The sequence below is a fragment of the Shewanella sp. AC91-MNA-CIBAN-0169 genome (assembly GCF_040310165.1).
Taxonomy (GTDB): Bacteria; Pseudomonadota; Gammaproteobacteria; order Enterobacterales; family Shewanellaceae; genus Shewanella.
In genome coordinates, this window is record NZ_JBEOPM010000028.1 from 1 (window position 1) to 19714 (window position 19714).

18 protein-coding genes, 1 pseudogene and 1 riboswitch are annotated in these 19714 nt (G+C 43.4%); of the genes and pseudogenes, 2 read left to right on the top strand and 17 right to left on the bottom strand.

The window, feature by feature from the left end:
* Window positions 1–270: 270 nt before the first annotated feature.
* Window positions 271–1047, bottom strand: coding sequence for a hydrogenase nickel incorporation protein HypB (gene hypB / locus AAEY98_RS18770; protein ID WP_351018766.1), 777 nt, complete (start codon window positions 1045–1047; stop codon window positions 271–273).
* Window positions 1048–1625: 578 nt separating this feature from the next.
* Between hypB and AAEY98_RS18775 the strand changes: the two genes are divergently transcribed.
* The gene (locus AAEY98_RS18775; protein WP_188926991.1) at window positions 1626–1760 is read left to right on the top strand and encodes a zinc ribbon-containing protein; all 135 of its coding nucleotides are present in this window, start codon (window positions 1626–1628) and stop codon (window positions 1758–1760) included.
* Window positions 1761–2019: 259 nt separating this feature from the next.
* Here AAEY98_RS18775 and AAEY98_RS18780 read toward each other — a convergent pair whose 3' ends face one another.
* From AAEY98_RS18780 to AAEY98_RS18855, 16 genes and pseudogenes are all read right to left on the bottom strand, one after another.
* Entirely contained in the window at window positions 2020–3126 is a 1107-nt protein-coding gene (locus AAEY98_RS18780; protein WP_351018770.1) for an ABC transporter ATP-binding protein, read from the bottom strand.
* On the bottom strand, window positions 3107–3787 hold the full coding sequence (modB, locus tag AAEY98_RS18785) for a molybdate ABC transporter permease subunit (protein WP_188926989.1): 681 nt from the start codon (window positions 3785–3787) through the stop codon (window positions 3107–3109). The genes AAEY98_RS18780 and modB overlap by 20 nt, the downstream gene beginning before the upstream one ends.
* The gene (modA, locus tag AAEY98_RS18790; protein WP_188926988.1) at window positions 3787–4635 is read right to left on the bottom strand and encodes a molybdate ABC transporter substrate-binding protein; all 849 of its coding nucleotides are present in this window, start codon (window positions 4633–4635) and stop codon (window positions 3787–3789) included. The genes modB and modA overlap by 1 nt, the downstream gene beginning before the upstream one ends.
* 39 nt (window positions 4636–4674) lie before the next feature.
* A complete protein-coding gene (gene moaE / locus AAEY98_RS18795) occupies window positions 4675–5136 on the bottom strand; it encodes a molybdopterin synthase catalytic subunit MoaE (RefSeq protein WP_351018775.1) in 462 nt (153 codons plus the stop codon).
* 1 nt (window position 5137) lies between these two features.
* Complete coding sequence (gene moaD / locus AAEY98_RS18800) at window positions 5138–5386, bottom strand: molybdopterin synthase sulfur carrier subunit (protein WP_137224607.1); 249 nt, start codon at window positions 5384–5386, stop codon at window positions 5138–5140.
* Between the two features lie 64 nt (window positions 5387–5450).
* Window positions 5451–5927 carry a cyclic pyranopterin monophosphate synthase MoaC gene (gene moaC / locus AAEY98_RS18805; RefSeq protein WP_351018779.1) on the bottom strand — a complete coding sequence of 159 codons (477 nt, stop codon included), beginning with the start codon at window positions 5925–5927 and terminating at the stop codon, window positions 5451–5453.
* 91 nt (window positions 5928–6018) lie between these two features.
* Complete coding sequence (gene moaA, locus AAEY98_RS18810) at window positions 6019–6999, bottom strand: GTP 3',8-cyclase MoaA (RefSeq protein ID WP_188926985.1); 981 nt, start codon at window positions 6997–6999, stop codon at window positions 6019–6021.
* Window positions 6987–7119: riboswitch (molybdenum cofactor riboswitch) on the bottom strand. (Overlaps the previous gene by 13 nt.)
* Window positions 7120–7389: 270 nt before the next feature.
* Window positions 7390–8565 carry an MFS transporter gene (locus AAEY98_RS18815; RefSeq protein WP_188926984.1) on the bottom strand — a complete coding sequence of 392 codons (1176 nt, stop codon included), beginning with the start codon at window positions 8563–8565 and terminating at the stop codon, window positions 7390–7392.
* An 894-nt stretch (window positions 8566–9459) separates the two neighbouring features.
* Complete coding sequence (locus tag AAEY98_RS18820) at window positions 9460–10449, bottom strand: aldo/keto reductase (RefSeq protein ID WP_351018784.1); 990 nt, start codon at window positions 10447–10449, stop codon at window positions 9460–9462.
* A 48-nt stretch (window positions 10450–10497) separates the two neighbouring features.
* Window positions 10498–11601, bottom strand: coding sequence for an alkene reductase (locus AAEY98_RS18825; RefSeq protein ID WP_351018787.1), 1104 nt, complete (start codon window positions 11599–11601; stop codon window positions 10498–10500).
* Window positions 11602–11737: 136 nt separating this feature from the next.
* A complete protein-coding gene (locus tag AAEY98_RS18830) occupies window positions 11738–12433 on the bottom strand; it encodes a hypothetical protein (RefSeq protein WP_351018790.1) in 696 nt (231 codons plus the stop codon).
* 93 nt (window positions 12434–12526) lie between these two features.
* Window positions 12527–13204: a type 1 glutamine amidotransferase domain-containing protein gene (locus AAEY98_RS18835; RefSeq protein WP_188926980.1), complete on the bottom strand. Its 678-nt coding sequence runs from the start codon at window positions 13202–13204 to the stop codon at window positions 12527–12529.
* A gap of 9 nt (window positions 13205–13213) precedes the next feature.
* A complete protein-coding gene (gene curA, locus AAEY98_RS18840; RefSeq protein WP_351018794.1) occupies window positions 13214–14251 on the bottom strand; it encodes an NADPH-dependent curcumin/dihydrocurcumin reductase in 1038 nt (345 codons plus the stop codon).
* 12 nt (window positions 14252–14263) lie between these two features.
* Window positions 14264–15421 carry an iron-containing alcohol dehydrogenase gene (locus AAEY98_RS18845; protein ID WP_351018797.1) on the bottom strand — a complete coding sequence of 386 codons (1158 nt, stop codon included), beginning with the start codon at window positions 15419–15421 and terminating at the stop codon, window positions 14264–14266.
* Window positions 15422–15773: 352 nt separating this feature from the next.
* Entirely contained in the window at window positions 15774–17165 is a 1392-nt protein-coding gene (locus AAEY98_RS18850; protein ID WP_351018800.1) for an NAD-dependent succinate-semialdehyde dehydrogenase, read from the bottom strand.
* Between the two features lie 739 nt (window positions 17166–17904).
* Window positions 17905–18355 (bottom strand): annotated as a pseudogene (locus AAEY98_RS18855) (IS1595 family transposase); the annotation flags it as partial.
* A 102-nt stretch (window positions 18356–18457) separates the two neighbouring features.
* On the opposite strand from AAEY98_RS18855, the gene AAEY98_RS18860 reads away from it, so the two are divergent.
* On the top strand, window positions 18458–19147 hold the full coding sequence (locus tag AAEY98_RS18860) for a glutathione S-transferase (protein ID WP_351018803.1): 690 nt from the start codon (window positions 18458–18460) through the stop codon (window positions 19145–19147).
* Window positions 19148–19714: the final 567 nt, after the last annotated feature.

Below are 19714 nucleotides of genomic sequence, written 5' to 3' on the forward strand. Positions count from 1 at the left end.
TGTCCCACCAAAGCAAAAACTGGCACTAGTGGCCTAAGTCTCTACTTTTGATCTCAGCTAAAAATGGGGAGATTACCAATGATTCGCAACTCTGACATACTCTTGTAATTATATACGATTTAATTATCATGAACTTTCTACAAACCTGATTTTTCAGATATATACATATATGAATAAGTAGTAAGAAAATTATCTATACAATTACAAAGAATACAACATAAACAAACCCTTACAAAGTCGCTGATAAAATTAACATGGTAAGTTTATTTATCAAAGAGCCATATTGTGATGCTGTGAACTACGATATTGTATTAGCGATTCTTGCAGCCAGGTTACCCAAATATCCATTCCTATTCCATTTTTAGCTGATAAAGTTATAATATCGGTTTTATCGGATAATTCACACACTGCTCGTTTTACACTCTGAATTGAAAAGTTATCAAAATCAGGTAATAGGTCAGCCTTGGTCAGTAATACGGCATCAGCCTCTTGAAATATTACCGGATATTTAGAGGCCTTATCATCTCCTTCAGCTACAGATAAAAGTACAATGTTCAGATGTTGGCCAAGATCAAATATTACTGGACAAACAAAATTAACGACATTTTCCATAAACAGAATATCAACTTTGTCAAAATCAAGTTCCATGATAGCTTTGTTTATCATACCTGCATCTAGATGACGATCCACACGGGGAGTAATCTGAAGAACGGAGGTTCCATATTTACGGATCAAGTTGGTATCATTGCCTGTTCCTAGATTGCTCTCGATAACTGCAACACCAACACCGTATTCTTCCAATATCCCAATACTAGCTTCTAACAGACTTGTCTTACCACTGCATGGAGACGACATTACATTGATTACCAATATGTTACGATTATTAAAAAATGCTCTGTTATGTTCAGCTTGATGGTAATTATCATGTAATGAATGTTCTAATACTTCAGTCGATCTGCTTCCATCAAACCAGCTAGTGTACTCTTCACTTTCTTGAAGAAGATGATGGTTACCATCGAATATATGCCAGTTACAAGTATTACGCATAATAATGAACTCCGTTACTCTAGCCTTATCGTATTAAGGAATGATGAGCTTTATCTCTATTATACTCTTGAATTGAGGCTACCCCAATATTTAGACAAATGCACCTAATCCTTTTCATACGAAAACTCATTATCAATCATCTCTGCTAATTCTTTAAGTTCCTATTCACGCCCTATGTCAGGATTGTTGTCGCCTCAATTATAAAACTCCAAATTATAATCATCATTATAATCATCATTATGATTTCAGTATAGTTACAGGACTTTTTATTCGTGGATTATGGGTGGCAGGAAGCTCAAAGAGGGAACCATCGTTAGTTTCCTCTTGGCCTAGTGTGGGTAAAGCCAAGACATTAGTGACCACAGGCCATATTCCAAACTAAATTTGGGCAAAATGTTTTAACGTAGTTTATTTTCAAACGAAATATGACAATGTCGTTAAAGCATCACAATAGTAATTAGAAAGTATTCTATTAAAATTTGCTTAAAAATAACTCTTGCATTGTTCTTTTTTGCCGCATTTTAGGAATCAATAATTTATTTTATATTGTTCATTGTAGTTATAAAGGAGATCTATTTATGTCGAGTACAGACGAAAAACCAGGGAAAGGTGTATACACATGCACAAAATGTGGGCAAAGAGTAATTTTAGATGATAACTCCGATATACTTCCTCCTTGCCCTAAATGCGAAGCAACAAACTACAAGCCTTAAAATAGCCTTATATAAACTTATAAATGAGCACTGTTATAGGCTTTAAAAATTCGCCATTGAGCAGTAAAGAATGTGTAGATGGAGTAGCCATCACTGCACATGGAAGAAAGCATATTGTTATAAGCAACCGAACCATCATTAGCCTCTACAGAATTGAAACTTTATCACTCGACTACTTTCCTAAGAGCAGCCAAAGTCCCAAGAAATCTAAGTTTAATAATTGATCATAAATACCATTTTATGATGTGATTACGCGATTTTACGGGTTCAGAATATGAATTTGATCGGACTTAAGTGCAATAGTCGTCTTCACTCCGGCCTCAAGCGCTAACTTACGGACTAGATGTGTAGGCACATCGGCATTAATGATTGATCCGACATCAATCACTGATGCCATCACTCTCGAAGACTCGCCCATTACCAATACAGACTCAATCAGCACTTCTAACTTATTTATGCTTTTGCATAAACGGCCACTGCTAATGGTATTAAAGCGGATACCTTGATTTGGAATAACCCAGCGAATATTTTGGCCAATCGTTAATTTTGGGGCACTGTCGCTAACAATCAGTTCATGGCCCAAGGTAAACGTAGTCATATTACGCTCTGTGTCTTGCTCGACAACTTGACCGTCAAAAATATTTCTCAAGCCCATTTGCCTTGCCACAGCTTCGTCATTGGGATGAGATATCACTTCAAATGGCTCGCCGTGCTGGAGCATTTTCCCTTGGCTAATCAATATCATTTTATCGGCCAATAATAAGGCCTCATGAATGTCGTGCGTCACCATAACGATGGGAATAGACAATTGTTGTTTTAAGTGAGCTAATTCAATATATAAGCGCTCACGAGTTTCTTTATCAACTGCAGAAAAAGGTTCATCAAGCAGCAAAATAGCAGGCTCTCGAGCCAGTGCTCGAGCAAGAGCAACTCGTTGGCGTTGTCCACCGGACAGTTGAGCGGGTAAACGATTAGGAAAACCATGTAAGTTGACACGATCTAACCAATCTAGCGCACGCTGTTTACGTAATGCTTTGGGTATATGGTCAAGCCCAGAAATGACATTATCTAATGCTGATAAATGCGGGAACAAGCCAAAATGCTGCGGCAAATAGCCAATATGCCTTTGCTGAGGGGTCAAAGAAATAGATTGTTGTTCATCAAACCATACCGCATCCCCATAACGAATCTGGCCCTGTTGAGGAAAGGTTAAACCGGCAATCATTCTCAATAAGGTTGTTTTACCGCCACCAGAAGGGCCTACAACGGCTAAAACTTCACCTGCCCGACAACTGAAGTGCGCTTCAAGTGGTATGGGGAATGTTTGTGAAATATCACATGTAAGATCAGCGTTGCGAGGCGCCATGATGCCCTCCTAAACGCCTCGACATACTGGTAGTCAGCGCTAGCGCACTCACAGCAAAAACGAGTAAGACCAAAGACATCATCCCAGCTGAATCAAAATCGAATGCCTGAACACTATCATAAATCGCTATTGAAATGGTTCTGGTTTCACCTGCAATGTTTCCACCCAGCATTAATACCACACCAAATTCACCTAAGACATGGGAAAAACACAATACAACGGCAGTTAATACACCAGGCCAAATCATGGGTAATTCTACTCGAAAAAAAATACGTACACGACTCATACCACAACAAGCAGCTGCGTCGCGAATATCGATAGGAACGGTTTCAAACGCACGTTGTATCGGCTGAACGGCAAAGGGAATATTGACAATAATAGAGGCTATCACTAAACCAGAAAAATGAAACACAAGTTGTTGCCCAGCTAACTGCTCAACCCATTGACCAATGATGCTCTGGTCACCTAAACCCACTAATAAGTAATAACCTATGACAGTAGGTGGCAACACTAATGGCACCATGATTAAAGCCTCTAGCCATGACTTTCCCTTAAACTGGCAGTAGGCTAACTCACGACCAACAAAAATGGCCAGTGGAATGAGTAATATCACCGTAAAACAGCTCAGTTTGACCGACAACCACAGAGCTTGCCAATCCATTAATCCACCTTACGAATAACATGGATGGGTAAATTAAACCCAAATTGAGAGAGAACTTCCTGTGCATCAGGTGATTGCATATATTGATAAAAACGTTCTGCCGTTTTAGAGGCATTGGGCATTAATGCCATCCGTTGATTGATCGGTTGATACAGAGCATCGGGGATCTCGACATAGTTACCACGCTTGATAAACTCAGGCGTTAGCGCCAATGATAATGGTACGATTCCTCCTTGGGTTGATCCACTGATGGTAAACTGGGCGGCTTGTGAGGCATTTTCGCCTAAAATTAATTTAGGCTGCACCGCATCCCATAAACCTTTCGCTTTAAGGACTTCTCGGGCACGCTCACCATAAGGAGCATGATCAGGATTGGCAATCGCAAACCGCGACAATTTACCATCGTTGATTAATTGCGTTAATCCAACTAATTCAGGGTCCAAAATGAGTGGTGATGATTTAGGCGCAGCCAATGCTAATCGACCAATGGCATAAATAATGCTTTTATTTTGAGTCAAGCCAGCTTGATGCAGAATATCAATATAATCTTCATCAGCACTGAGCATTAACTCAAAAGGCGCACCATGCTTAATCTGAGTGACAAAATTGCCTGATGAACCATAACTGAGTCTTACAGATAGCCCCGTTTGCTGCTCAAAGCGTGTGGCAATTTCAGCCACAGCAAACTGAATATTTGCAGCGGCGGCAATAGCTGGTGTGTCACTGGCTATGCTTGCTGAACTAAATCCAACTAAACTAATAATCGCAAGTAACGCCGAGATACCGCCAGTATAAAACTTCAACGAAAGCCGATTAAAAAAATGAACAATGGTATTGATGAAATACATTGAAGATTTACCCTCGCTATTTACGAGCAATATGGAAAATTATTTTTGCCACGTTTTAGCTGCTTGTTGATCGCTATCACGTGCTTCAACCCATTTAGCACCATCGTCACCCGCTTCAAGTTTCCAGAAAGGCGCTTTCGTTTTTAAAAAGTCGATTAAAAACTCACAGGTAGCAAAAGCCGCTTTACGATGGGCACTGGTCACACCAATAAATACAATTTGTTCGCCGAGCGACATCGTACCGAAACGGTGAATAATGGTCACTTTGTTTAATGGCCAGCGTTCACAAGCCTGTTCACTAATCTGCATTAATACTGATTCTGTCATCCCAGGATAATTCTCTAGGGTTAAATCGGTTACCGCACTGCCATCATTAAAGTCCCGCACTTTACCGACAAAATTAACTACAGCACCGTCCTGATTATCACAGGCCAGCAGCGCATATTCATCTGCAACATTAAAGTCTTCGGTGTGCACTCGCACCATGATTTGATTATTCATTCTAACCTCCCGTAACTGGAGGGAAAAAGGCGACTTCATCACCATCGTTTACAGGCGAATCCCACTGGCTCATAGTTTGATTAATCGCGACCAATAATTTATCCGATGCCAACACTTTTGCCCACTTATCATCTGTGGCAGCAAGCGCTACGCGTAACGTTTCGGCGGTATCTATATTGTCGGCACAATGTTCAACTTTAGCGGTACCTAATAGTTCACGGATTTGGGCAAAAAATAACACTTGGATCATAGTAGTCTCTCAACGTATTTATTCATAAAACGTATTTAAATTTACGCTAGTGATAATTAACTGATTAGGCTTTAAAATGCCCAGACTTACCACCGCGTTTTTCAAGCAAGCGGACTTGAGAAATAATCATGTCCTTTTGCACAGCCTTACACATATCGTATATCGTTAATGCCGCCACAGACGCTGCGGTTAAGGCTTCCATTTCGACACCGGTTTTACCAGACAGCTTACACAAACTGGTAATGCGAACACGATTATTTTCAGGTTGAGCCTCTAGATCTACTTCTACTTTAGTTAGCATTAGTGGATGACATAAAGGAATTAAATCTGAAGTTTTTTTTGCGGCTTGAATACCCGCGATACGTGCTGTAGCGAACACATCACCTTTGTGATGGCTACCACTCATGATCATGGTTAAGGTATCTGGTGCCATATCAATAAAGGCTTCAGCACGAGCTTCACGCTCGGTGACCGCTTTTTCAGTAACATCGACCATATGGGCATTGCCATCGGCGTTAATATGGGTAAAACGATCGCTCATACTTTTACAGCCTTATTAAAATTCAATGTCTATCGACTGAGCGTCACTGACATTGTGGGTGTCGTATCAGTTTGATTAGTCTTAAAATAGCTTAACCACCAATTGAGGCAAGATGTTGAGTCACGCCAGTAATGCCTTGATGTAAAAAGTGGGTTTCTTTTTTCTGAGCTAATTGACCGTGTAAACGGCTAATTAATTCATCTCGTTGAGAAGCATCTTGGAGTAAATCACGTAAATCCACGCCATTTTCAGTAAACAAACATAGATGTAATTTACCTTTTGCAGAGACACGTAAACGGTTGCAACTGGCACAAAAGTTTTTTGCATAAGGCATGATTAGCCCAATACGGCCTTTGTAATCTGTATGACTGAAGTTTTGTGCTGGACCATCATCAACATCAGGCAGATCATATAACCAGCCTTCTCGTTCAAGTTGTTTTTTAATATCGACGCCAGCGAGATGATGGGCGTTAAAATAATCACGGCCTAAACCAGTTTCCATCAACTCAATAAAACGTAGATCAATGGGTGTATTTTTAATCCAATGTAAAAAACGCGGTAAATCTTTATCATTAAGACCTTTTAACAACACGGCATTAATCTTGACTCGCTCAAACCCAGCCTCAAGTGCGGCATCAATACCACGCATCACTTGGTCGAATTTATTTTCACCGGTAATTTGGTAAAACATTTTAGGATCTAAGCTATCAACTGACACATTAATGCGTCGCAATCCGGCGTCATACCATTCTTTGGCATGTTGCTGTAAGCGATAGCCATTAGTTGTCATGGCGACAGTATTAATATTAGGATTATCGGCAACAATCCGCACTATGTCGGTAAAGTCTTTACGAAGTGTGGGTTCGCCACCAGTGATACGAATTTTTTGCGTACCGACATCACCAAAACCAGCAACTAAATTTTCAATCTCGTTGAGAGTTAAAAACGTAGGTTTACCGTCTGGGCGATAGCCGTCGGGCAAGCAATAAGTACATTTGAAGTTACAAACATCAGTCACTGACATTCGTAAATAATGAAAACGTCGACCAAAACTGTCTTGTAATTGGGACATGTTAACCTTTCCAAGTGTGGGAGGTAAGTGCATTTATTTACTCACCCCGGTGGCAAAATTACCACGGCTAACTGTCCATATCGTTGACGTAGGACAAAAAGCTCGGAGAACCGTCAGATCTAACTATAGGCCTAGATACCGCAATACAAATACCCCTTAGGTTAATATCTTAGCTAAAAAGGTTATATCGTTTACTATTTATGACTCGACTCACACTGACAAGATTGTGTTTGCTACTGTGACAAAAGCAAATTTTGCGGTAAGGTAAGCAAAGAATAAATGATCGCTTACATATGCCACATTTTTGTGCAAATGAATGTACTCACTCTTATCTCAAAGCGAAAAATATTGATTTTGCATTGAAAATGTCACTAAGGGCCATAATGAAAACTAGCCCTGTAAGGTGCTGAGCATTTTCAAATTCCGGTTTACAATAATCCGATGTACCTCATATATTGCCAAGGCCAGAATCGTAAATCCGGCCGCAACTATGCTCAAGTACTCACTTCCAAGTGTTTGAGATACATGTTTTCCAATGGACGCTGAGAACGAAACGCCTAGATATATAGCTGATGTGTTAAGGCCCAGCACGATGGATGCACTAGTAGGTGCAACTTTGACTAGCTGGTGCTGCAGAGGTACCAAGCAGCTCCAAGCAATCGCTCCCCAGAGCGCAAGTGACAAAATAGATACGAACGTTGAATTGGTAAGATATGGCAACAGTAAGAAGTTTACACTCAAAATCGAGAGCCCGAAAAAGATAATCGGCCTTGTACCCCATCGGTCGGTAAGCCTAACGACGAAAAAAGTTCCAAGGGTAGCCGCAACGCCCCAAACTGCCATTAGAATAGCTAATGTTTTGCCGTCACCACCAGTCGTAGGCATAAGAATTACACTGGCATAAGTATGAACGATATAAGATCCGATCATTAAAAACAATGTTGTTCCTAATAATCCCAGTACTGCTGGTTTCATTACTGAGGCAAGTAAATCCCTGCTCCTTTTTTTTGTGACCGTTCTTGGAATAGGTTCCATTAGAGTTCCAATCCCAATAGCCGCAGCACCAGCCAGTGCAGCAACAAGCCACATACCAAGCCGCCAGTCACCAAAACTCGTTGAAAGAGCAATTCCCAATGGAGCCCCAATCGCGGTTGACGCACTCAATCCAGCTGTAATGATTGCTAATGAACGGCCCCAATGCTCTTGCGCGACTATCGCTGTCGCCGCCGCTCCGGCAATTGGCATAAACAGAGCTCCTCCCAGCCCCCCCATCGCACGACCAGCGATAGCTAATTCTAGAGTTGGCGCCAGTGCTGAGAACACATGGCCTGCAGCAAGAATTAGCATGCCCACAACTAAAATAGGTTTATACGAAAAATTCACCAATAGGATCGCGGCAATAGGTATAACCAGAGCATAAGCTACAGCGAATGCCGCAATCATACTTGCCGCATCACCTACGCTGGTATTAAAACTCGCAGCTACTTCGGGTAGAAGGCCAGCCATAACGAAACTGCCAGTGCCTATGGAAAACATTCCTAACGCTAGGACTAATAGTCTATTCATTGAGTTTTCGAACTCCTGTTACAATTAATTTAGCACTCTGTACCGCAGAGTCACTCGGTTAAAAAAACTGATTTAGACAATAACGTCCTATCAATGGTTAATTCGGTAACTGATAACATTCAAGACACGCTCTTTGGGGAAAACTGTCTGCCCTTTAAGACAAAACGTACATGTCAGCTTCGGAGCAAGCCGGAAACTGTCCAGTGACTAGCAACCCACACGTCACAACATAGATTTGCCAATCATCAATTTCAGTTTACTGCCCCCACTGGCTTTGAGCATTTCCTTCATCAGGAATAACACTACTATAAGTGCCCCTTCTTTTTGTTGGTAAAGCACATCACTTGCTAGCCAGATAATAGGTAGCCGGCATCACAGCCTATAACAAAAACATCAGTACCTAGGGAACTAAGCTAACTAAAGCCTGCAGCAACAGACTTTCTAGCAAGTAGCGCTTGAGGTATAGGCTTCTCCGTAAATGGCTACATTGTCATGTCCACTAGAATCTAACGCAGTGAGCAAATCCTCGGAGAGCTTGACATAATAGATCCGTTCCGCAGGTACCCTAACTCGAAACGATAATTAGTTACGGTCTCTAGGTACTTAGATCTTGAGGTGGCTATCAGCATTTTTGCGGAAGCCATCACAAAGTCATTCTAAGTAGCACGAGGATTTAGCTCTACGAGTTTTAACCCGGTCTTATCCCTGGTGTCACCGAGAAGCTCATTTGACGCCAATAACATTAATCCTCTCATTTTTGTCAGTTCAATAATTAATTTACTGATTAACGGCCATGGTTAACACTTGCGGAGCTCTATTCATCTCTTGCATGCGAGTGTTATTTCGCTGCCTCATACCTTCGAGCTTTGGCACGAGAGATGGCCTTAATGGAGGTTATATATTGACGTGCTGCATCCCCTCAGTAGTATAACGATCGCCGCTAATGGTGCCATTCGGAGCTATTTTACCGAGTATAGAAATATCTTCCTCTGTCAGAGACAATGACCCAGCACCTATATTTTCGTCAATATAACGTTCTGTACGTGTACCGGGAATAGGGATAACGTGCTCTCCTTGCGCCAGAACCCATGCCAAAGCCAACTGTGCCGGTGTACAGCCTTTTGAATCTGAAAACTTAGTTAGCGCATCGATCACGGACAGATTCTTTTGTAAATTATCTCCCTCAAATCGTGGTTGAGAAGTACGTCTAAAGTCATCTGCAGCCATGTCGTCAACAGACCTGATATTACCCGTCAAAAAACCTCGGCCAAGCGGACTGTATGGAATAAATGCTACACCAAGTTCTTTGCAGGTCTGCAATATTCCGTCTTCTGGATCGCGCGTCCATAGAGAATATTCCGACTGCACTGCTGCGATTGGATAAATGGCATGGGCACGGCGCAGGGTAGCGGGTGATACCTCGCTCAACCCTAGGCCACGTACTTTACCTTGTTTAACGAGTTCAGCCATCGCGCCCACAGTATCTTCGATTGGAACAGCTGGATTTAATCGGTGAGCATAGTAGAGATCGATTGTTTCTATACCCAGGCGTTTTAGCGAAGCCTCACAGGCTTTGATCATGTAGGCAGTGGTATTGTCAATTCGGCGTTCCTCAAGCGGGCCATCACGTACAATGCCAAACTTAGTCGCCAGAGTGATTTCGTCGCGGTGTCGGGCGAGAAAGCTACTGAGAAGTTCCTCATTACGGCCAAGACCATAAGTATCCGCGGTATCAAAGAAATTAATACCTTTATCAAGTGCATACTCCAGCGTCGCGAGAGATTGAGATTTATTAGAGGGGCCATAGAACTCAGACATCCCCATACAGCCGAGGCCAATAGCAGAGACAGCGCCCAGTCCAGCGCCAAGATTACGTGATTTCATAGTAGTTATCTTCCTTTTATATTTCAAAATAATAGGTAATTAGCACCATCACCAAGGATCATTCGCAGGCAAGAATGGGTAATCAGTATACCCCGCGGCCCCTCCCCCATATGCCGTCGCGTTGTCAAGCGGATTGAGAGATAAATTAAGCTCTAATCGGGTAACCAGATCAGGGTTGGCAATATAGGGGCGCCCGAATGCAATCAGATCAGCGGTATCATTATGCCGCGCTGCAAAAGCTAGATCTCGGTCATAGCCATTATTAGCCATGTATATCCCTTTGAACCGCTGTCGCAAAATATCTAAATTAAACCCCCCTTTGACTATGCGTGGCCCACGAGTTATTCCCTCAACAACGTGAAGATAAGCCAAATCGATGTCATTGAGTTGGTCAACAAGAGCCTTGAACACCGGTTCGGGGTTGCTGTCGCTAAGGCCATTGGCCGTGCTGATGGGAGATATCCGTAGCCCAGTGCGGCCGCCATTACAAATTGCCGCAACGGCTTTGGTAACTTCAAGAGTCAACCGAATGCGGTTTTCTACCACCCCGCCATAGGCATCAGTACGTCGATTAGCCCCATCACGCATAAATTGATCAAGCAAGTATCCATTTGCGGCATGAATTTCGACACCATCAAATCCTGCTACAAGAGCGTTGTGGGCAGCCTGCTCAAAATCCGCCACTATTCCCGGTAATTCGTCAATACCCAACGCCCTTGGTATCAATGCCGGTTTCTTTCCCCCTGCCGTGAACGCTTCTACATCGGGACGGACTGCAGATGGAGCGACGGGTAGTTCTCCTCCCAACTGCACATCTGGGTGAGAAACCCGGCCAACATGCCAAAGTTGAGCAAATATCCGTCCTCCCTTATCGTGGACGGCCGCAGTGACAGGGCGCCAGCTTTCTATCTGTTCAGCTGTCCAGAGGCCAGGAGTAAAGGCGTAGCCCACTGCTTGTGGTGAAATGTTCAGCCCTTCACTGATTATCAAACCCGCCGATGAGCGCTGTGTGTAATACTCTTGCATCATAGATGTGGCAATACTTTCTGCCGAGCGAGCCCGTGTCAAAGGTGCCATAATTATACGATTTTTCAGGATATAAGGTCCTACAACAACTGGAGAAAACAGGTCGTTTTCAGGGGTATTAATCATATTAACTCCTCATTTCCTGGCAGGCAGGAGAGTGCATTTTTGACTGAGGGAACCAATGCAGGGTCTACGCAAAGGTTTTGCCAAAACCGATTCACCTGATTTTACCCTCTCTGATATAATTGGACATCGCGCCTAGTTACGAATTTTTACGTGTCTTATCCTTGATCTGACCCGACGTGCAGCGTGGATCAGCAGCCTGAAAAGCTGCGATCTCTTCGTCGCCAATAGACAACGGTGCGCAGCCGTGATCTTTCTCGCAAACGAAATCGTATTTGATGCCCGCTGCATGGCAGCTCAAGCACTCACGCCCTTCAAAATTGACAGCATGATCTCCTCGACTCGTGATCGTCGTACTCTTTGCCGTCACATCGAGTGCGAGGAACTCCCAACCATTACTGTCCGGGTAGTATTCTCTTGAGTGCTTGACCATCGCTTCAAACGGAACAAGTTGCATTACAGTACCAACAGGATACTCAGTATCAGAGACACGTTTGGTAAAAATACGGATAGCTTCCTTGAGTTTTTTAGGGTCAGAATGGAATAGAAAGGTATTGCGTACTTTGGGCAAATCATAAATGCAGCTAAACATTTCCGCTGTCACATGGATATCATTGCTGGAACGGATAGGAGCTTCGGCTTGCGTTGGAAAGGCAATGAATAATGCGGCAAACAGGGCCATTACATTAGCCAATATAGACCCAAAGCCAGAACTCAGATGGACTGTTCTCATATGTTTTCTCCTTAATTGAATGTTGTGATAAGCCCATAAACCAGCACGGAAATAATACGGTAACAGTTCCGCCCGGTACAATTTCGGGATGATGGATGACATTGACCGCCCCTTGAAGCCAACCAGAATTCCTATATTTCGGAATATGGAGACGCTTAATAATGAAACAGGGTCAGTCAAGTCAACCTTTTCCGCTTATTTCAACAGCGCAAGGATCTCTTGTGCAGCGGCAGCCGATGAGGCCGGATTCTGGCCTGTGACGAGTTTGTCGTCTCGCAGCACAAAGCTTGCCCAATCAACGTCTTTCTCATAATGGCCGCCATTGGCTTTAAGCATATCCTCAACAAGGAAGGGCACTACGTTGGTCAGGCCAACGGCCTCTTCTTCTGTATTAGTGAATCCTGTCACACGTCGCCCAAAAACTAAGGAGTTTCCGTCGATACCTTGGGTGTGGCGGAATATCGCAGGAGCGTGACAGACTGCCCCAACAGGTAAGTCCGCGGCTGCGAACGCCTCTATTAGGCGTATGCTGTCAGCATCTTCAGCAAGATCCCACAATGGGCCATGCCCTCCAGGATAAAAGATTGCGTCGAACCCTTCTTCAGTCATATCTGACAGCTTCAGCGTATTAGCAAGATGCTCTTGAGTCTCAAGATCCCCCTTAAATCGGCGGATATCATCAGTCTGTGTGTCCGCGTTATCGCTGGAAGGGTCAATTGGAGGTTGCCCTCCTTTGGGCGAAGCTAGAGTGATATCGGCTCCGGCATCCTTGAACACATAATAGGGTGCAGCAAACTCCTCTAACCAGAAGCCGGTTTTTTTACCAGTGTCTCCAAGTTCATCATGAGATGTTAGTATCATCAAAATTTTCATATTATTTTCCTATTTTGTATTGCCAACGCGGATCACCCGCTTTCCAAAATTATCGCCATTAAGAAGGCCTATGAAAGCTTCTGGAGCATTTTCCAGACCATCGATAATCTCTTCGCGATATTTCACCTTACTGCTTTCAACCCACGCGCCCATTTCCTTCGCGAAGTTCGGGTAGAGATGGCCAAAATCGTCAAAGATGATGAAGCCTTGCACCTTAATCTTCTTATGTAGGATTTGACCCATTAGCCAGTTCATTCGATCCGGTCCATCTGGCAGTTCAGTGGCATTATATTGCGATACCAACCCACACACTGGTATACGTGCATTGGAATTCAGGAGGGGAATAACCGCATCAAGAACTTTGCCCCCAACATTCTCGAAATAGACATCAATACCATTAGGACTAGCCTTGGCAAGACGATCTGAGAAGTCACTAGCCTTGTGATCTATACAGTCGTCAAAACCCAACTCATCTACCGCATAAACACATTTTTCAGGCCCACCCGCGATGCCCACTACACGACAACCTAATAACTTACCGATTTGGCCTACTGTTGCGCCGACAGGACCAGTCGCAGCAGCCACAACAATTGTTTCACCGGGCTTAGGCACACCGATCTGCGTCAAGCCTGCCCAAGCAGTAAAGCCGGGCATGCCCAAGACACCGAGCGCCCAGGACGGATGTGCTGGCGATGCACCAAGGTTAGTCAACCCAGTACCATCCGATAGGGCATAATCCTGCCAGCCATTGAAACTGAGTATCCAATCGCCTATTTCAAAGCCATCAACGTTCGAGGTTACAACCTGCGCGACCGTGCCACCAACCATAACTTCGCCGATCTCCACTGGTGCGGCATATGATGGTTCATCACTCATCCGTCCCCGCATATAGGGATCTAGTGATAAATATTCGGTACGCAAAAGCATCTGATTGTCGCCGATAGAAGGGACCATAGCAGCTTCAAGCCTTAGGGTGCTCTTCGTCGGTTCACCTTCAGGGCGTTCAGCCAAAACAAATTTACGATTTACTATTTCAGATTGTGTCATCTTTAATTTCTCCTACAAAGCAGCTTCAAGAATGCGGCGAGCATCATCTGGGGCAATTGCTTTGTTTTCACCAAGTGCTGTCATACCATGGCCCTGCAGTGCTGTAACGATATGATCAATATCATGTGCATCAATGCCGTAGTCGCCTAACCGAGTTTTGATACCCATCTGTTCAAAGAAACCACATGTTGCGTCGATCACAGCATCAATACGCACATCGTCGGACCCTTCGTGGATACCCCAGACATTACTAGCATATTGAAGTAGCTTCTCGCGTTTAGGCCCACGTTGATCATTCATCAGCGATGGCAACACAACAGCTAGCGTTCGAGCATGGTCAGTATCATTCAAGGCGGTAATCTCATGCCCAATCATGTGGCTAGCCCAATCTTGAGGCACACCAGCACCAATCAGCCCGTTGAGAGCCATCGTCGCTGTCCACATCAGATTGGCACGAATGTCATAATTTTCTGGAGTCTCAAGAGCTTTAGGACCTAGATCTATAAGTGTGCGCAGCAGAGATTCAGCGAAGCCGTCTTGGACGTATGCAGCCGCTGGGTAGGTCAGATACTGTTCGATGGTATGGACAAAGGCATCCACCACACCATTGGCAATTTGTCGTGTAGGTAAAGTATAGGTGACCTCCGGATCCAAGACAGAGAAAATCGGGTAGCAATAAACGCTATTAAACGGAAGCTTTGCACCCTTCTCTGGATTTGTAATTACTCCCCCAGAGTTCATCTCTGAACCAGTTGCCGGTAAGGTCAATACTGTGCCAAACGGCAGCGCCTGCTTAATAACAGATCCGCGTGATGTCAGAATTTCCCATGTATCACCATCATACTTTGCCGCTGCTGCAATAAACTTTGTGGCGTCGATGACAGACCCACCACCAACCGCTAGCAGGAAAGTTATTTCTTTTTCACGGATCATCTCTACAGCTTTCATCGCTGTAGCAAAGCGTGGATTTGGTTCAATGCCTCCAAACTCAAGCACTGTTCGCCCAGCTAAAGCCGAACGAACTTGGTCCAGAACACCTGTCCGCTCAGCACTGCCACCGCCATAAAGAATCATCACTTTCGCATCATCAGGGACCTGATCTTTCAGGTCTGCAATGCTATTTTTGCCAAATAATATTCTAGTTGGGTTGTAAAAGTTGAAATTTTTCATACAAATTTCCTTTAGTCTCAATGTGTAGGCGGAAATCAATGTTTCCGTGTGTAGCGTTAGAATATGGGAATAGCCAATGCCTCGCCCAGGCCAAGCACCCTCAAAGGCCATACCCAGCAATTGGACGATGAAGCAAAGATCAAAGTCGTATCGACTATCGGCACGCAAGCTAAAACCCAACTGAATCGAGTTTTTGACCACTAGGCATAAAGCTTGACTAGCTTTACGCTATCGTAAATTCAAAAATAGGGAGCGTAACTGAGTGCAAACAGTTAACTCAGTTACATCAACCCTCTGCTATTCAGCCAGACTATTTTCACCTAAAATTTGCCATTGTTTAGGACTTTTCGGCTTAGAACGGCGCATCGATATCAACCACGGAGATGAGTTTGTGGTTAACGAACTCCTTGATTCCTAGCCCGATCAACTCTCTGCCGTACCCCGAACGTCCGATGCCACCAAAAGGTAGATCCGCCTTAGCCATTGTCGGGTGATTAACAAAAACCATGCCTGTGGAAATTTGCTTTGCTACATCGTAGCCATGATTGGGATCGGCAGTGAAAACTGACCCGCCTAGACCAAATGGTGAATCGTTGGCGATTCGCACAGCATCCGCCTCATCCTTCGCGCGGAACAGCATTGATACTGGACCAAAGAATTCCCAATACCGAGCGGGGTTGTCTTCAGAAATATCGGTCAAAATAGTTGGCTGGACGAAAGCCCCCGAGCTGGGAACCTTTGGTCCTACTTCGGTCGCTGTCGCTCCGTAAGAAACCGCTTGGCGTATCTTATCTTTAATCTCTTCTGCCGCGGCCTCAGAAGACAAGGGAGCTAATGTCGTCGATGGGTCTAATGGATCCCCCACCCTCAGATTAGCAACACCGGCGATGTAACCTTCAAAAAATTGGTCGTAAACGTCATCGACAATGATCATGCGTTTAGAGGACACACAGACCTGGCCACCATTCCAATGTCGTCCAAAAACAGCCCATTTAATAGTTTTCTCCATTTCTGCATCAGCGAGCACAACGAAAGCGTCAGCTCCGCCAAGTTCGAGCGTAGATTTTTTCAACGCTTTACCGGCTTGCGAGGCAATTATTGAACCCGCACCTTCAGATCCGGTCAGTGCAACTCCATGAACGCGTGGATCATTGATGATCGTTTCGATTTGAGCCCTTGTTGCATAAAGGTTTTTAAACGCTCCCTGGGGTAAACCGGCCTCCAACATCAATTTTTCGAATGCCGCTGCGGCCTGTGGCACATTTGATGCATGCTTGAGTAACATGGTGTTACCTGCAGATAATTGTGGCGCGGCAATACGAGCAACTTGGTAGAATGGAAAGTTCCACGGCTCAATTGCCAGTAAAATCCCTAGCGGTTCAGCGGATAATACAGCGTCTCCCTCACTGGGATCCGCTACTGGCAGCTTTTCAGATGCTAACAGCCTCTCTGCATTATTCGCATAATAGTCAAAGATATCTGCTGAAAGAGCGATTTCAGCTTTAGCTTCCGGTATGAGTTTACCCATTTCAATAGTCAGAAGGTTAGCGAAAAAATCAACGTCACGACGTAATATGTCTGCTGTATTGTGCATGACTCGAGCCCGTTCCGAGAAACTGGTTTCTTTCCAAGTCAAAAACGCATTATGCGCATGTTCAATCGCCTGATCTACTTCAGTATTTGTTGCATCTGGAAATGACGAAAGGAGTTCGCCAGTGTATGGATTGAGTGATTCGTAGGCCATTTAAGGACCTCCTCTTGATTAATTACGGCAGTGCTTCAGAACTTGATACGGCTCTCTATTAGCTCTACAGTAGACCGCCTGTCTATGACACAGAGTAAATAAAAAGCCGATAGAACGACTTGTAAATCGCGATAACGGTTTGTTCTGAACAAATAAGCCAACAAACAATAGACCAGTCTACTACATTTAGTCAATGAATTTTCTTAAACAATAAAAAAATCTGTTATTTTTATTGAAGAACAGCTATAGCCTATTTATCTTTCAAGATGAATTTTACAAGCAATATTTGGCAGTTTTGTATAAAATAAATCTCATGAAATGTCATTATTCTTTACAAATAAGAGATAAAGCACTAGAAAGGGAATAGCATGCAGCAAAGAGGATTTTGCTAAACGGTTTATACTTTTTGTTACAAATATAAAGTCGCCTTGTTTAAAAAGCTTCAGTCACTCGCTAACAACCCACAATACGGGAGCGAACATTGAAGAAGTTTCCAGTAACGCATTTCGATTCCCTATAAAGAATCATGTTATCTATTATGCAAAAAGAGAAGATACAGTTGTTTTAGTCGGAGTTATATCATCTGACATGTCACCTCAAAAACATATGATTCGAATGAAAGATATAACCAATGAGCTAGGTATGTGAATTTAGTTGTTGATCATTCCAGAAGTGCGTCTTTGTGATATTCGAAACTGAACGCATCCGAGATAAAATCCTTTAAATCAAATTCTTGGTTTTCTTTCAAAACATCAATGATCCGCATCCACCCAAGATAATTGGGAAAATAATCTGTTCCTACTCCGTTAAATCGCTCCATCCAGCTTAGTAGGTGTAATGGACATGTAAATATTGACGTTCTGTATATGGAACTGCTTGCCAATCACCCGTTCACCCTTGCTGGTAATAGCTCGGTAGTGCGTCAAGTTATTCTCTTTTGCAAAAGAACAATAAGAACGCGCACCATCGGAGCACAGAATAGAGTCAGGAACGACAATCGGCTTTATTGCCAATTCAATCTTTTCTTTATTCGGTCTGCCGAGCATGTAATCTGTCGTGGCACCGCTGCGATCTTTGACGATGAGAACGACTACCTGATCTTCTTTCGTGCGTTTATCTGCCAAACCACCACGTTTGCGTGGCTCTCTGTCATGGATAGTGCGTTTTCCTTTGTAGCTTTCAGCGAAAAACTGTAACGATTTAATCTGAATGTTATGTCTATAAGGGTCTTAAATAGCGAATTATTAGACCAGTCAATTTTATTATGGCATAGTCATGATCCAATGATCGAATTGAATATTAATCGATCTATGTTCACACCCAATCAAAGTAAAATATTTTTTGGAGCTATAAATATGATCCTTGTTCATCACCTTAACGATTCACGCTCACAACGTATTCTCTGGTTACTCGAAGAGCTAGGCCTCGAATATGACGTAAAATGTTATAAACGTGACCCTGACACACATCTAGCACCGCAGGAGCTCGTTCGGATTCACCCCCTGGGGAAATCACCTGTCATTGAAGACGGCAACAACATCATTCATGAGTCTGGAGCGATTATTGATTACCTCATAAGGAAGTATGCAGGAGACAAATTGCACCCAGCGAATACAACTTTAGCTTATGAGCAATATGTACAATGGCTTCACTATGCAGAGGGATCGGCGATGTTGCCCCTGCTTTTGAAGATCTATGTAGATCCTCTTGCTGAAGGTGGAACACCTCTGCATCCTAGGATCAACAGCGAACTAGACAACCATTTGGGCTTCATCGAGGCTTCACTAGAAGGGAAAACCTTTTTGGTTGATGAGAAATTCAGTGCTGCAGACATTCAGATGAGTTTTGTCGGAGAGGTTGCAGCCTCTTTTGAATTATTGCAGCTACGCCCTAACCTACAGGCTTGGATAAAGCGGCTTCAAACTCGGCCAACTTATCAATTAGCTATTATGAAAGGAGGAACATATAGATTGGCCAAGTAGTAACTGACTCAGTTTAGAAACTTTTTATGTACTACAAACAGTTATAATTCAATTAGTCCCACATATCTCGGATGCTACAAACTACATATCTGTGATATGGAAGATAGTGAGTAGAGCCAGTACCCACTTCACAGCGGGGGATTTTGGGACTATTTCGATTTATTTCAATCAATAGACAGAAACCGAAACCGACCAATATTATCAAGAGGGTGCTGTATAAATCGTTGTTTACTGGAGTTATTGTGCCCCTCTGCTGACTTGATTTAGCAGACAACTAACACTTCGGTAATCTCCCATTACTTCTTTGACTGTCTTACCTGATTATGTAGCACAAGCCAAAGTGATATTCTTATCGTTTCAAGATACAGAGTACAAGTAAAAAACTAGCTTAGATTTGCAGATAGAAAAATGATTACATTTAAAATCAAATAAAATCAGATAACTAAATTTTAAAAGATAAAATTTATCCAAAGACACTTTCTGTGGAAAGGAGTAACTATATGCATTTTCACAATCAGATAAAGCTGACGGAAAATCATTGACCGATGAACTAGAACGAGAAGTTCA